The following is a 15,604-nucleotide window of genomic DNA, read 5'->3' on the forward strand; positions in this document are numbered from 1 at the left end:
GAAATCAAGATTTCTTGATTCCAGGGCAACGCAACGGCACCGATCCTCGAACGACAAGACGTGCAGGTCCGCGTCTTCCGGCGTTCATCGCGCAAGACGACGATGCGCGGACTCAGCAGATCAGAGAGTGCAGGGTCATCGCCGAGCCGTCGGTGAGGCTCGCCACCTGGTCGATAGCCACGCGCAGCCGCTCGTCATCGTTGGTGGATTCGTTCCAGTCCTCGAGAAACACGGTTTCCAGCGCGTCGGAGGGACGCGGGGAATCCGCCATCAGCACGTCGACCAAGTCGGCGACGATCTGCTGTTCCTGATCGTGCAGGGGCTCGCGTTCACGCGGTGCCATGACGAAGTAGACGGCGATGCCCTTGAGCGCCACGATTTCGTAATTGGTCTCATCGGGAATGACGACGTTGGCGCTGTAACGGGTGAGCTTGCCCTGCCCGTACTTCTCGCGCGTCGCCTGCTCGACGGAACCGGCGAACCGGCCGATCAGCGAGCTGGTGATGTTTTTCAACTGCGCCAGCGCCTGACGCGAACCGTTGAAATGCGAGGGGAACATATGCCGCTTCATCAGGCGGTGCAAGGCCTCGAGCAGTTGGTCAGGGTTCCATTGCCGTCCGTACCATTCGCGGGTCATCTCCACCACGCCGTCGAGCACGCGTGGGTCGGCCAGGGCCAGCGGGTTGAAGGTGCCGGTGGCGATGGCGTCCTCCACGTCGTGGACGCTGTAGGCGATGTCGTCGGAAAGGTCCATGACCTGGCATTCCATCGGCTTGGCGTCTTTCGGCGCTCCGGCCTTGAGCCAGTTGAAGACGTCGACATCATCCGGGTAGACGCAGAATTTCAGGCTTCGCTCCCCTTTCGGGTGTGCTGCGGCCTCGTCCAGGGTCCAAGGGTATTTCACCGCGGCATCGAGCGAGGCGCGCGTAAGATTGACCCCTGCGGAACGTCCGTCGGCGTGAAAGACCTTCGGCTCGAGCCTCGTCAGCAAGCGCAAGGTCTGCGCATTGCCTTCAAAACCTCCGATGCCGGAGGCGATATCGGCCAGCACGCGCTCCCCGTTGTGTCCGAAGGGCGGGTGTCCCAAGTCGTGGGCGAGGCAGGCGCAGTCGACCACGTCCGGGTCGCAGCCCAGCATCGAACCGATCTGCCGGCCGATCTGCGCGACTTCCAAGGTATGCGTCAGGCGCGTGCGGGCGAAATCGTCGGTTCCGGCCACCAGAATCTGGCTTTTGGCTCCGAGCCTGCGCAGGGCCGAGGAATGGATGAGACGGGCGCGGTCGCGCTGGAAGGCGGTGCGGGATTGGGATTTCGGCGGTTCGGGCGCCCAACGCTCCTCGTCGAAGGCATCGTAACCCTCATCCTCCAGCACTTCTTCGCCATCGGCAGTTTCCATCACGTACCTCGCTCCATCAAACCAAGCCATTGCGCCAGTCCGAGGACATCGCCAATCAAACCTGACACTATATTCTTGATGATAGCCCACATCACTCGCGCGCCCAATATAAATTGCAAGATCATGCCACGCATCACATGGAGACAAAAAGCCGACTCCCATTTTGATGTGGCAAACGACTTTCTTTATTGATGGAGACGTATGAAGCGAAGGCAGGAACGATATCTTTTACCCTTTTATGACAGGCCAAAAAATTCGTATCCTGCCGCTTCCAGCAGCAAAAGCCGATAATAGTCAGCCTAATAATTCCTTGGTATTGATCACGGTGATCAACGGCGTGAACAGCTTCATCGTCTCGATGGCCAGCTTCTGGTTTTCAGGCGTACTGCCCGCGCACGCATCCTCAATCAGCCGGACGGCGACGCCGTCATCGGCCGCCGCCAAAGCAGTCTGAAGGACGCAGCAATCGGTGGCCACCCCGCACACCGCGATCTTCCTGGCACCTTGCACAGCCCGCTTCAATTCGTCGCCCCACTTGCCGAACGTCGTTCTGCTCACTACAGGATGGCCTTTGGCAAGCTCGGCCGTCTCGTCGGTGAAGTCGTACATCGGGTCATCCGGTGGAACGAGGAACTGCGGCCAGTCCTTGAAGTAGTCGACCCACGCGTCCCGCGGCTTGTCAGGCGCGATGTAGCGGGTGTAGGCCACCCGATCGCCGTAGGCGTTCGCCAGGCGCTTGAAAGGCTCGTCCGTGGCATAATACGATCCGTCGGCACAGGCCCAGGTCGACCAATCGCTTTGTGCGAACACCTTCTGGCGGTCCACGACCACCAGCCATTCATCCTTGTCAACCATCAGTTGGCTCCTTCCTGTCGTTTGATGTCACTGCGTTGGAAAATCAAAGTGCCGAGCAGGCCGACCACCAGCGCCACGAACACGCCGAGATTGGCTTGCGCCCACATCCCGTCCTTACCGCCGAACAGGCCGAGCAGATAGCCCTGCCAGTTCAGCCAGCTCGCCGCCGAATTGACCACGAGCCCCCAGCCGAGCACGGTGCCTACCACGAGGATCACCAGCGCCTTGACGTTCCACGCGCCGTAGCGTCCCGCAGGGTCATAGAGGTCCGCGCTGTCGTAATCGTGCTTGCGCAGCAGCACATCCGCCACGAACATGCCGGTCCACACCGCCATGGGCACGCCAAGCGTGATAAGGAAGCCTTGGAACGGACCGATGAAGGTGTCGGAGAAGAAGGTGACGTAGATGACGCCGATGACCGTGAGCACGGCGGTCAGCGCGGCCGCCAACGTGCGCGGCAGTTTGATACCGAAGGACAGCAGATCGAGACCGTTGGAATAGTTGTCCATGATCGCGCCGCTCATCAGCCCGAGCACCGCCACCAGCGTGAACGGCACCAGATACCACGTAGGCAGAATCGAGGCCATGGCACCGACCGGGTCCAGGCCGACCTGCTTGTCGAGATCGGCGTTGGAGACCGCAAGCAGCAGACCGTAGACGATCAGCAGCACGTTGGCGATCGAAGCGCCGAACGTGGTCCAGGCCACGATGCCGGCGTTGGATGATTTGCGCGGCAGGTAGCGCGAATAGTCGGCGGCGACGTTGACCCATCCCAGCCCGAAGCCGGTCATGACGAACAGGCAGCATCCCAGCATCGCCGGCAGGCCGCCGGCATGGGCAGAACCGACTCGCGAAAAATCGATGTTGCCCCAGCCCAGGATGAAGAAGCCGATGGTCACGATTCCGGTGACGATGGTGATGATCTGCTGGCATTTCATGATGAGGTCATAGCCGAAGATGCCGGCCACCACCACCAGCCCGACGACCACGACCGTCGAGATGATCTTGGCGCTCGCGCCGGAACCCATACCGAGTTTTTGCAGCGTGGAGGACATAGCGAGCACGGCGGTGACCGTCAACGAGATCTCCCAGCCCAACGTCGCTATCCACGACATGGCCGCAGGGACCTTCGCGCCTTTGACGCCGAAGATGGCGCGCGTGATCACCATGGTCGGCGCGTTGCCGCGCTTGCCCGCGATGGAGACGATGCCCACCAGCAGGAACGAGACAACGACGCCGATGATGGTGGTCAGCCCCGCCTGCCAGAACGAAATCCCGAAACCGAGCGCCCACGCCCCGTACGACATGGCCAGCACCGAGATGTTGGCCGCGAACCAAGGCCAGAACAGGCTCGAGGGCTTGCCCTTACGTTCCGATTCGTCGATGACATCGATGCCTTGCGCCTCGACGCTCAGCGACGACCCCTTCGCTTCATCACTCATCATTCACCTTCTTAATTACATCAATTATCTAGTGTGTGATAAAAATATTTATCTTGAATGCTTTATTCACTTATAGTCAGTAAGACTATAACTAAAGATACAGAAATGCAATTCCGGATTCGACAGTTCCGTGTCGTCGTTTCAAGCTTGGACAATCCGAACATATCCGTGCGAATAGAACACACTTCAACAAATCATCATGCCTTGCCTTCATTGGCCTTACGCGCGAATCAACCACATCCGAAAAAGCGGGCGGTCACAGCATTGCGACGCCCGCCTGACACGCGTTTAATGAATATTGCCTATAACATCACAGCCACAATGGCGCCACGGCAATACCATCCAATGTCACAGCAGCGACTTGGCGCTGAGCTTGCTCGTATCCTGCGCATCGAGCACATCCTGAGCATGCAGGTAGAGCCGCGGGATGCGCGTGCGCAGGCAGGTGAAGATCTCATAGCTGATGGTGTCAGCGGCACGGGCCCAATCGTCGGCGGTCGGCTCCGCGTATTGCTCGCCACGCCCCGGTCCGAAGAGTTCGACGGTGTCGCCTTCATGCACGCCAAGCTTTTCGAAATCGCCGTGCAGATCCATGATGAACTGGTCCATGCACACACGCCCCGAAACCCGCATCAGCTTGGGTCCCTCGGCGGTCATTACACGTACCGGCCCGCCCGGCTTGCGCGTGCGCTTCGCCCCGGCCTCGTCGAATCCTGAAGCCGAACGGTGAATGCCATCGGCGTATCCCAACGGCACGATGGCCGTGCTGGTCTCCTCGTCGGTGATGTAGGTGCGTCCGTACGAAATTCCATGTCCCGCCTCGACGCCCTTGACGGTGGCCAGTTGCGCCTGCAGGGTCATCGCCGGTTTCAGACCGTATCGTGACGGCGTGCCCATCGCCGGGTCGGCTTCATAACCGTAAAGCCCGATGCCTGGCCGTGTCAGCTCGAAACGGGCCTCCGGACGCGAAAGCGTGGCCGCAGTGTTGGCGATGTGGCGGATACGCGGCGCAATGCCGGCTTTTTCCATCCGTGCGGTGAACTGCTTGAAGCTTTCAAGCTGCTGGTCGGTCGCCTCCACGAATTCCGGCACGTCAGGAGCATCGGCCACAGAAAAATGGCTCCACTGCCCCACGATGTCAAGCACGCCTTCGCGGGCCAACGGCACCAGTTTGTCGAGCGCGGCCTGAAAACCCTCGGCGGTGAAACCGTTGCGGCCGAAGCCGGTGTCGACCTTGACATGCACTCGTGCCGGCATGCCGAGCTTGCGCGCGGCAGCGGCCACGGCGTCGATGCCGTCGAGCGAGCCCACCGAAATGTCGATGTCGCTGGCGATGAGTTCGATCAGCGGAGCGTTGCGCCCGTTGTACATCCATGTGAGAATATGGCAACGGCTGGAATCGATGCCGGCCATGCGCAGCAGCAACGCCTCACGCGGCTGCGCGGTTCCCAGCCATGTCGCGCCACCCGCGAGCGCCGCCAACGCGGAGGGAATCAGCCCATGCCCGTATCCGTCGGCCTTCACCACGCCCATCACGGCCGTACCGGATTTCGGCCCGCCAACGACCTCGACCAGATGCCGCATGTTGTCGCGCATCGCCTTGAGGTCGACAATGGCCTGCCCTGGGTAGCGCCGCAACGCTGCAGCGTAGTTCGCCTTTCCGAGAGTAGACGAGAAGGGCCAGGGATCGAGTGCGTTCAATGTCATAACCAATATTGTGTCGCGCAGAGGTGACGAACGCAATCGTCAAGGCCAAACAGCTACATAAGCGACAAATTTATCAGTTTCCGCAACGCATGAGTCGGTATTTTACGATATCGGTTTACCGTACTTGTTCCAAGTCAACAAGCCATTATTTCAGCGTTCGTGGCGCTGGTAGCCGATGCGCACGTCGGGTTTGTCGGTGATGTTCATGACGTGAATCAGTCCGCAACGCTGGAACCCATCGCCTTCGAAGACATGCTGCATCGCCAGGTTGTCCGGATGGGTGTCGCAGCGCACGTTGCCGTAGGTCTTGACCGCCCAATCGAGACAGGTTTTGGCGCTGTGACGTTTGAGACCGGACGAAGCGAGACGGTGCATCGTGGCGTAATCGTCATCGTCAAGCCACTTACCCTCGATTTCGGCGTAGGTCGGTTCCAGCCCGGTGAACATGGCGAATTGCGCGAGAACGCGTTCGGAACCGTTCTCTCCCGCGTTGTCCACCAGCAGCATTGCGTTGCCGCCGTCGATGTCTTGCTGAACGAGTTCGGCCGGCGGCCAGATCGTGCCCCACTGCGTCGGGTTGCCGTTTTGCGCCATGAGCTTGCGCGCTCGATCGAAGTTGCGCTGAATCGTTTCAAAATCCGCCTGCGTCGCTTTCCGAATGTGTTCGTCCGACTGCTGCCCGCTCATGAAATACCTACCTCATCTACTTCTATTACAAATACCGAAGGAAAGCCTAACATGGGGGCTTTCCAGATGATTGACATTCAGCTATTACAGATAAAAAACAGGAGACGCCAGCAAATACCTTGCCAGCGTCTCTTATCGTATTGAAAATAATCACGACTCTTACAGAAATCGCAACGTCTTCGGAATCAGACCACCTTGCGCACGTAGGGATCGGAGCTGATGCCTTCGTCGAGGATCTTCTTGCACCATTCCTTGGCGGTGAACAGGCTATGGTCGCGGTAGTTGCCGCAGCTCTTGATGTCCGTGGCCGGCACGTCGTCCCAGGTCGCCTTGTAGGCGATGAACTCGAGCGATTCCTTCAGGGCCTTGGCGACGTCCTCGGTGCTGTGCTCGCCCCAGGTCAGCAGGTGAAAGCCGGTGCGGCAGCCGAACGGCGAGCAGTCGATGTAGCCCGGGATGCGCTCGCGCAGCAGCACCGCGATGGTGTGCTCGATGGTGTGCAGGCCGCCGGTCGGGATGGCGTTCTCGTTGGGCTGCACCAGGCGCAGGTCATAGTTGGAGATGACGTCGCCCTTCTCGCCGGTCTCGGTGTCGATAAAGCGCACATACGGCGCCTTCACCTTGGTATGGTCGAGCTGGAAGCTCTCCGGCTGCGGTTTGTTTTCTTCTGCCATTTTGGTTCCTTTCGAAGAAGTAGATACTTTTTATTTTAGTAGATAAAGCGTATATTCTAGGTTAACAACAAACGATGAGAGAAAAAGAAATGGACAATCACGAAAAACCTGTAGTTTTCTTCAGTCATTCAAGTAAAGATTCCGAACTAGTAAAAATCATTGAAGATAGACTCAATAAAGTTTACGTCAATAGCATTGACTTTTTCGTTTCAAGTGATGGTGCAAGTATAGCTTATGGAACCAATTGGGTTAACCGTATACATGAGCAGCTTGAAAATGCAAAATTACTTTTTATTATTTTAACTCCAAATTCTTATCAAGCGCCATGGTTGTACTATGAGTCCGGGTTTGCATCAGGACAAAACAAAACAGAAACTGTTCCTATCGGTATAGGAATCAAAGTTGAAGACATTAAAGGCCCTCTCCAATTTCAACAGGCTTTCAATGTGAATAGCGAACAAAGTCTTAATAATATAATCACAATTATTAATAAAAAATTTGACCTTACTGGAGACGAACACGCCTTTACAACACAAGACTTTACACAGATAAAGGATCTGGCAAATGGTCGAATCCCCACAACTGAAGAAAACTATTTTTATTCAATTCAGGCAGAAACAAATTTAGATGTCATCGGTTCTTCAAAATTTAATCAAAATGAGAAAAGGCCTAAGACATCTAAAGAAGACATTGAACATTTCCAAGACGCTGCGCATTCTCTTATAAATAAATTAGGTATAAATGGCATCACTTTTACGGATAAAACAGGTTTATATAGTGTAGGGCATCGGTACATCTCTACACTTGTTGATGGAGTTTCTATTGATATAGATGTTCCTAATGAAGAATATATCCGCCATGACTACAACGATTATTTCAGTGTTAAAATAAATGCGTCAGCTTTCGCCATCGAAAAGACGCTAAACATTTATAACCTAATTCAAGAAATATTCGGAACTCCTATTCCATTATTATTAAATTTAAAACCTTACATAAGTATCCCCGAAACTAACGAAGATATTTCTGCACTACTTGCGAATAATTCTGATATAAAAACCGCAAATAGCAGTGGAACCCTATTCTCATTCAGCGGAATACAATTTGACCTCACTAGCCGAGGTGTACCTTTTTAGAAGACGACAAGATAATGGGTATTCTTACTGTAATTGTGATGCAATAACATTGCATCCTCTAAATAATCAATTATCTAAAGATGACATTATCCGTCTTGTTAATTTACTGATTAAAAACAATGTAATCAAGGGAAAACTTCCCCGCTCAGAACGCGAACTGAAAGCAATAGATATAAGAAAAGAGAAAAATAAGCAAGAAGAGTTTATCCGTTCTCTAAAAAGGTCAACAGGACACCTCCTATAAGTTTTGATTGCCTAAAATGCATTAACTAATCAATAAGTCTGAATTCCATAACTGAGCTATCGAGGCGTTTTCTCGAATACTTTATACAGAAGTTCCGTTTTAGAGAACATTTGAGCCCCTTATAAAAATTTCACAAAAGATAAAATCTTTATTTTTGCCACGCTTGAGGCCAGTTGGCGGGCTGGGGAAGCTCGTTTAGTGGGGGGAGAGAGTCCATGATGTCTAGAGTTTTCATGCTTACGGTGATGACTCGCTCTACTAGGTCGACGATGTAACGTGGGTCGTCACTGTAATCGTTGGGATCATTGACGATTCCGCTCTTTTTATCGGTTCTGATCTGGTAACAGTCAATGAGCCAGCCTATCGCACTCTTACCGTTGACGACATAATCGTATATACAAAGGTGCCTCCCCAAGTAGCGGAATTACAAGACAGCTATGCCTCTGCCTATTTAAGCTTCTGCCCAAACCTGCCCTTCAGTCAGCCGAACGCCATCATCATTTTGCAGTCACCTTACCGCTTCTTCGTAGGACAGCTCATCTTCTTCAGCTTCGCTCAGTGCCGGACGTAACATGCCAACCAACTCGTTGTTATCACGCATATCTGTATGCAATACTTTATCAAAACAGGGAAGGAAATCCTGCGTTCAAATCAATAATCAGATTTACGTAGATACATGATTTCTACATATTTATTTATACTCAATGAAACTAATTACATTAATTGTTTGATATATTACTACGGGTTAATTATAATTATATACAAAAAACAACTCGAATACTGTTGGCGTTGGTGTTTGAGCAGGAAAACTAGTAAACTCTCAAAGAGACAAGAAATGAGACTTTCGTCACACTGTGCGTCGGTCAGGGGGAGATGTGACATGGTAGCAGGCAATGGTCAAGGTAACGACATTCGGGAGCCTGAACGGACAGACGCAAATACAGCGAACGCCAACGGCGGCATCAAAGCATCGGCAAACCAAAAAGAAGCGACAGCGGGCGCGGAAACTTTGGCGGCTCACGATAAGGCTCGGCAGCGCCGCGCCATCATCATCTGCAGTATTGTCGCAGCGGTCCTGGCAGTCGTCATCATCATCGCCGGCTGCTATGCCTTCTGGGACCACAAACATGGCGAGGAAAGCAACTACCAGCAATTGCAGGAGCTGAGCCAGAAACCGGCCGGTATGACCGAGCAAGGTGGTCTGCCCACGTTCAAGGCCAGCGACTACAATCCGAAGGCCCCGGACCTCGACCTTTATGTCGATTTCTTCTGCCCCGGCTGCGCGAACATAGAGCACAGAATCTCCAAGCCGCTCAAGCTCATGCAGAAGGCCAAGCAGGTCAATCTTTACATCCATCCCGTCAATTTCCTTGATTCCAAGACGATGAACCACTACTCCACCCGTTCTGCAAGCGCTTTCGCCTACGTCGCCTCGCACGAGCCGGACAAGCTGCTCGATTTCTCGACAGCGCTTTTCGACAAGGACTACCAGCCAAACAAAGACAACAATCGCAAGGTCAGCGATCAGGAAATCGTCAATCGCGCTCTCAAAGCGGGAGTCAGCAAAGACGTCGCCGAAAACGCGACGAAAGGTACCTACAACGACTACGTCGAAAAGGCGACGAAATATACGACCAGACGCAAGGAGCTGTATGTACACCTGCAGGACGAGTTCCGTTTCTCGACCCCGACCATCTGCATCAACGGCACCATATGGAACTATCGTAAGCTGCATGTGCTCCAGGACATCAAACCCACGCTTATTCACTCCATCGGGCTTCAGGACGAGCAGGTCGGCGATCCTGGGGTCACCCCTTCGATCGGAGCAGACGGCAAGGCGATAGCGATAGAGCAGAAGTATCTGTGATTATTCGGTAGTTTGCCGCCTGATTGATCACGTAATTTGAAATGGGTAAATCGTGTGATTCCATATTAACCGCAGTATATAAGGAGGGTTCCGCCGCAAGGTGACATGGTGACGGAACCTTTCTTATATCCATTTCTGATACTGTGATCGTCAGCCCGGATGGAATAGGCCAATCAATCAGGCTGTCAGAAACCGATCGGTCTTTTATCCGATTGTTTCGAGGGCGATAAACCCAAACCGCTCACACGCTTTCTCAGACAAGACTTGCCAGCACGTACAACGCGGCGATATGCGCGGGATAGAAGATGTAGAAGAAGTACTTGTCGCCGCGACCCTTCGCTCCGTTGTAAAGCAGAATCGGGATAATCGCAAAGATCATCATCCACTGCGTCTGTCCGGCAAAGGCATAACAGACCGCGACCACGGCAATGGCCGAGCTCTGCCAGATCACACTGTGTTTCGCGTTGCGCAGCGCATACATCACGGGGATGAGCAACACCATGACGGTGTTTTCGGCAAGCAGAATCGCTGGGTCGACCGCGGTCAGCACGCGCAACACCCAGATCATCACCGGGCTTTGCGGACCGTCACCTTGAGCCAGGAACGGCAAAAGGACAAGCGAAAGCAGGAACGGCAGGGCAAACAGCAGCACGCCTTCCATGGTCTTTTTCACGCGGAAACCACGGGTGACACTGCTGGCATGTCGGCTAGCGCGCATTACGCTCTGATTAGCATCGGATCCGTTTGCACCAGCAGAGGCAACATCGTGGCGACCGATGACACCATGTGCCGAACCGGTACGCTCGTCGCCTCCACGCACCGCCGCACCGAATCCTGCGGAAGCCTTGTTCCCGCGCTTCTTGAACGCGGCCTCAAAACAGTCGACCGCAGCCATGAAAACCGTTCCGATGAAGAGATCGCGGAAGATGTTGTTGACCAGCTGTGCACCGTTGTAGTTGACCACCTGCTGCAACACCACGTCGAGCACCGCCATCAGCACCATACACACGTAAAGCCGCACCATATAGGCCTTTTTGCTGTGCGTGTGAGAGAAGCCGATGACGCTGACGAAGAAGAACAGCGTGGCCACGGGCCTGCCGAACCAATCGAGCCAGTTCGGCGCACCGTGTGTGGCGAACATCTGATGGATGTGGTCGACCACCATCAAGACCACGCCGATCATCTTGATGTCGAAGGTCGTCAGCCCCAGGCGGCTGGAACGAATCTTGCCCCAGAAACCGGAAGGCGCGGTCTTAATATGTTGATCGGCAATCCCAGCGACCGGCGTATCGGAAACATCTGGCATCGTCTTGGCAGTGTTGCCCGACGCAGCCGTCACAAGCCTGGCCAACCGAGCATTGGGGGCTTTGCCCGTCGCCACACTCGCGGTTTCGCCGTTCACTGCGGCAGCGGCACTCGTCGTTGCTCCCCTATCGTATATGCCATGTCCTGTGATGACATAGCGTCGAAAACCTGCCGAGACACCAGATGATGCGGAAACGGGTCTCGCCGGTAAAACCGGCACATTCACCGTTGTGGTGGCCATGGCATCCATGTTGTTGTTCATGACGTTGATATTCTCTTTCAATCAGCCATTCCCCTCGTGGTTGTCAGTTGCGGATATCAATCTTCTTGTTTTATCTTTTATCTTGCTTTTGAAGCCTCAAACCTGCCGGTTCCCTGAAGTCCGCTGGCGATACCAGGCTTGACGCCCCTTACGAGTATCCAAGAATACGGATTTGCAACCGCTCCGCCATCGTTCTATAGGATGAAATATTATCGGCTTTTGTCTAAATACTGTGAGAAAAATACATCCAAACTGCATGGCATGCAATCGAAAGATGGCAGAAACAAGAGTTCTCATTGAACTTGTATAATTTAGACCAAGAAGCGATTTTATTCGTGGAGATTCATGACGGATAAAATGCGCAATCGAATAACACGGAAAGCCGAACAAGATGTCACGCAAACACGGGAAGACGCATTCCACAACGACACGAATGACACAGGATCGAATCTCTGCGAAGCAGGCCATGCAAAGACGGGAATCCAGGGCCGCTGCCGACGCCAAAGCCGCAGCAATCGCCGCGAAGGAGCGTCGCCAGCAGACGTTGGTCGGCGCTCTGGCGATGCTGATTGTCGTGGCGTTGGTTGCCGTAATCAGCGTGACCGGATGGACCCGGCACAACGAGTCCTTGCGAATCAAAAGCCAACCCACTTCCGCCGCCTACCACGATTTACAGACAGTGGCGCAAAAGCCTACCAATGCCACGAACAAGGCCGGCCTATACGCCTGCAAGAAAGCCGATCTCAACGCCAAGGCCCCAACCGTCGAAATTTATCTCGACTTCATGTGTCCTTCCTGCGGCGAGCTCAACCGCACGTTGGATTCCACACTGGAAAAAATGAACAAGGCTCACCAAATCAATATCGAAGTGCATCCGGTCACGTTCCTTGACGGCCAGTCGTCCGATCATTATTCGTTGCGTACCGCGAGCGCCGCGGCCTATATCGCCGACAACGATCCCGACCATCTGATGGGTTTCGTCTCAGAACTGTTCGCGAAGGACTTCCAGCCCAGCGAGACCGCCTACAAACCGGTAAGCGACGACCAGATCATTTGCCAGGCCGTCAAAGCCGGCATCGACAAAACCACGGCGACCAAGGCGATGCAAGGCACGTACGCCGAATATATGGATAAGGCAAACACCTATACCACTCTTCACCGGCCTGAGTTGTGCGACTATGCCCTGCATCCGCAGGGCGGCTTCGGCACGCCTCTGATTCGCGTCAATAACCATATATGGTCGTTGGATGGCATCAATTACGACGATCTCGTCGCCGACTTCGAACACGGCCTGGGCATCAAATCAAAAGACGTCGGTAACCACAAGGTCCTTCCTTCCGTCGGCGCCAACGAAGAACCCCGGAAAGTCTGAGACCCCTGACTATATCTATGCATTCGCGCACCGGCTCGATATTCCGGGGTTATCTGACAACAACCCCCGGTTACTTGCCCTGCCCGGAACCTTCAAGGATTTAGGACTTGTTGCCGCCTCTGTCCTGTATCACGTTCACAACCGCCATAGATAGCAGATTCGATGGTTGATATGTGTCGATCAAACACATGATTATCTCAACAAAGAGATAAAATCCATCATATTGGCATAACCGGGATTTCGGCAACGTCCGAAAACACTGCGAAGGGAATCGGGTGATCAGGAAATGAGTAAGGTTGGCAAGCATTCCCGGTCGTACACTCCCAAAAGGCGAAAGAATCCCCCTCTTCTGACTTCAACGCCTCCCGAAAGCGTTCATGACGACAAAACACATATTGGGCAGCACGAAGGCGTCATAGGCCGTAATCAACTGATTATCGGCGGCATCGCAATGTTCATTGTGATGGTACTGGTGCTGGTCATCGGCTTTTCCATCGGTATCAATCAAGGCAAGAAGTCAAAGCAGACACTCCCCCAGACCCAGGAACAGGCTTACGACCAGCTGCAAAGGGTCATCGACAAACCGACCAACTCCACTGAAGAGGGCGGGCTGCTTGCTTACCGGCAAGACGAACGTAATCCCGAAGCGCCGACAGTGGAAGTCTACGAGGATTTCCTCTGCCCGTACTGCGGGGACCTGACCCGCGCGCTTACACCGACACTCGAAAAACTGCAGGCAGCCCGACAGATCAACCTGGAGTTCCATATTGTCAATTTGTATGACACTCCTTCGACCGACAAATATTCGACCAGAGCCGCGAATGCGGTGGCTTACGTTTCCCAACACGATCCCGACCACGTCACGGCGTTCGTCGGCGCGCTCTTCGAGAAGGATTTCCAGCCGGACGCCATTCACTACAAGGACGTCACCGACGAGCAAATCGTGGGACAGGCGACCAAGGCAGGGGTGAGCCGCGACATCGCCGAAGCGTCGGTGAAGGCTCCATACTCGACCTTCATCAGCAAGGCGACCGTCTATACCAGCAAGCGAAAAGAGCTGTTTACCTCCATGCACGGCACCAGAGGATTCTACCCACCGACAATCCGCATCAATGAGAGTGTGTCGGAACTCAATACCACCGACAACGACGGCAAAATCGTTCAGCGGTTCAGCGCGAATCTAGGACTGCGCCCAACGGACATCGGCAACCCCAACGTCTTGCCGTCAATCGGCGCGGACACCTTTGGCGGAAAATCGGAATAGCAAGACTTCGGTCGCAAGAGGCATTCGGCATACCATGAAAATGCCCGGAATGCAGAGACACCGCCGACCAAGACAATGACCCACTTTTCTCTATCGCTATTTTATCTATTATTTTCTAAAATTTAAACATGGCTTCTTTTCATTACTATAGGATATAGTTTATCGGAAAATACTACTTAATTTATAGTTATTTAGTCTATTTATATTTTATTATCTAATTTTCGGCATCTCTTGAGACCATCTTCAGAATATTAGTTAAACGATATCTATTTGACGTAAAAAATAATACCGTCTAAGCTTTTATGTGTTCTAGATACGATGACGGTATTGATTTTGCAATAGCTATATCTTCATCGCTCAAACAACGGGAAGAGTTTGAAGTGAATATCAACGACAGCGTCAGTCAACAGGAGCAGGACGGCACCGAACCGGTTCACGGTGCCGAAACAACTGCGATAGCGAATGCGACAACGGACAGCCACACCAACAAAAGAGAACGCAAATTACGCAATATCATCCTGTCCATCACCGTCATAATCGTGGCGACAATCGTCATAATCACAAGCATCAGAGTGTGGAACAACCACAAGGCAGCTGTTGCCGAAAGCTCTCCCGAAGCTCTCGCACAGTCGTACCAACAATTGCAACATGTGGCAAACAAACCGGCGAACGCCACCAAGCAGGGTGGGCTGAGAGCCTATACGAAGGCGCAATACAATCCCAAGGCGCCGACAGTGGAAGTCTATGAGGACTTCTTGTGCCCATACTGCGGCAAGTTGGCCCGTGAACTCGAGCCCACGCTGATGCGCATGCAAAACGCCCGGCAGATCAACCTTGAATTCCATGTGGTCAATTTCCTGGACACCCCTCAGAGCAAGCAGTATTCGACACGTACCGCCAGCGCTGTGGCCTATGTCTCGGAGCATGACACCGAACACACAGCTGCATTCGTGTCGGCTCTCTTTGAGCGGGGATTCCAGCCGGATGAGAATCATTACAAGGATGTCAGCAACGACCGGATCACCCAGCAGGCCATCAAGGCGGGCGTGAAACCGGACGTCGCCAAGGCGGCGTTGAACGGCATGTATGCGGACTACATCACCAAAGCCACGGACTACGACTCGAAGCGCAAGGAGCTCTACACCACGGTGCAAGGCACCCACAGCTTCTTCACCCCCACCATCAGAGTCGACGGCCATATCTGGCCGGTGGACGTGTTCGGTGATCTTTCGCATAGCGCCAAGCAGTTCTGCGGCAGCATCGGCCTCGATTACATGCAGATCGGCAATCCCGACTTTCTGCCTGCTATCGGCCCGGACGGAGTGCTGAGCGTCATCAAATGAGGGCTTCCGATAGCATCTCAGATGCATTTTGCATTACATATGGGTGAGCTTTC

General features: G+C 53.7%; 12 protein-coding genes. 5 read left to right on the plus strand and 7 right to left on the minus strand.

The genetic code is table 11. From position 1 onward, the window contains the following. Positions 1 to 112: 112 nt before the first annotated feature. From OZX74_RS05785 to OZX74_RS05810, 6 genes are all read right to left on the minus strand, one after another. Positions 113 to 1,396: a deoxyguanosinetriphosphate triphosphohydrolase gene (locus OZX74_RS05785; protein ID WP_277156024.1), complete on the minus strand. Its 1,284-nt coding sequence runs from the start codon at positions 1,394 to 1,396 to the stop codon at positions 113 to 115. Positions 1,397 to 1,690: 294 nt separating this feature from the next. After that, entirely contained in the window at positions 1,691 to 2,251 is a 561-nt protein-coding gene (locus tag OZX74_RS05790; RefSeq protein WP_277156025.1) for a cysteine hydrolase, read from the minus strand. Further along, positions 2,251 to 3,693, minus strand: a complete 1,443-nt coding sequence (locus OZX74_RS05795) for a cytosine permease (RefSeq protein ID WP_277156026.1) — start codon at positions 3,691 to 3,693, stop codon at positions 2,251 to 2,253. Before OZX74_RS05795 ends, OZX74_RS05790 begins: the two co-directional genes overlap by 1 nt. 348 nt (positions 3,694 to 4,041) lie before the next feature. Beyond that, positions 4,042 to 5,400, minus strand: a complete 1,359-nt coding sequence (gene alr / locus OZX74_RS05800; protein ID WP_277156027.1) for an alanine racemase — start codon at positions 5,398 to 5,400, stop codon at positions 4,042 to 4,044. 150 nt (positions 5,401 to 5,550) lie between these two features. After that, the gene (locus tag OZX74_RS05805; RefSeq protein ID WP_277156028.1) at positions 5,551 to 6,087 is read right to left on the minus strand and encodes an N-acetyltransferase; all 537 of its coding nucleotides are present in this window, start codon (positions 6,085 to 6,087) and stop codon (positions 5,551 to 5,553) included. A 185-nt stretch (positions 6,088 to 6,272) separates the two neighbouring features. Further along, a complete protein-coding gene (locus OZX74_RS05810; RefSeq protein WP_277156029.1) occupies positions 6,273 to 6,761 on the minus strand; it encodes an S-ribosylhomocysteine lyase in 489 nt (162 codons plus the stop codon). Between the two features lie 74 nt (positions 6,762 to 6,835). On the opposite strand from OZX74_RS05810, the gene OZX74_RS05815 reads away from it, so the two are divergent. After that, positions 6,836 to 7,894 carry a toll/interleukin-1 receptor domain-containing protein gene (locus OZX74_RS05815; RefSeq protein WP_277156030.1) on the plus strand — a complete coding sequence of 353 codons (1,059 nt, stop codon included), beginning with the start codon at positions 6,836 to 6,838 and terminating at the stop codon, positions 7,892 to 7,894. 1,124 nt (positions 7,895 to 9,018) lie between these two features. Further along, positions 9,019 to 10,005, plus strand: coding sequence for a thioredoxin domain-containing protein (locus OZX74_RS05820; protein ID WP_277156031.1), 987 nt, complete (start codon positions 9,019 to 9,021; stop codon positions 10,003 to 10,005). Between the two features lie 253 nt (positions 10,006 to 10,258). Here the strand turns inward: OZX74_RS05820 and OZX74_RS05825 are convergent, their stop codons facing one another. Then, positions 10,259 to 11,593 carry a TraX family protein gene (locus OZX74_RS05825; protein ID WP_277156032.1) on the minus strand — a complete coding sequence of 445 codons (1,335 nt, stop codon included), beginning with the start codon at positions 11,591 to 11,593 and terminating at the stop codon, positions 10,259 to 10,261. 412 nt (positions 11,594 to 12,005) lie between these two features. On the opposite strand from OZX74_RS05825, the gene OZX74_RS05830 reads away from it, so the two are divergent. The 3 genes from OZX74_RS05830 (at position 12,006) to OZX74_RS05840 (ending at position 15,551) form a co-directional block, all read left to right on the plus strand. Next, positions 12,006 to 12,944, plus strand: a complete 939-nt coding sequence (locus OZX74_RS05830) for a thioredoxin domain-containing protein (protein WP_277156033.1) — start codon at positions 12,006 to 12,008, stop codon at positions 12,942 to 12,944. 451 nt (positions 12,945 to 13,395) lie between these two features. After that, the gene (locus OZX74_RS05835; protein ID WP_277156034.1) at positions 13,396 to 14,208 is read left to right on the plus strand and encodes a thioredoxin domain-containing protein; all 813 of its coding nucleotides are present in this window, start codon (positions 13,396 to 13,398) and stop codon (positions 14,206 to 14,208) included. A gap of 380 nt (positions 14,209 to 14,588) precedes the next feature. Then, positions 14,589 to 15,551, plus strand: coding sequence for a thioredoxin domain-containing protein (locus OZX74_RS05840; protein ID WP_277156035.1), 963 nt, complete (start codon positions 14,589 to 14,591; stop codon positions 15,549 to 15,551). Positions 15,552 to 15,604: the final 53 nt, after the last annotated feature.

The sequence above is a fragment of the Bifidobacterium sp. ESL0798 genome (genome assembly GCF_029395415.1).
Lineage (GTDB): Bacteria > Actinomycetota > Actinomycetes > Actinomycetales > Bifidobacteriaceae > Bifidobacterium.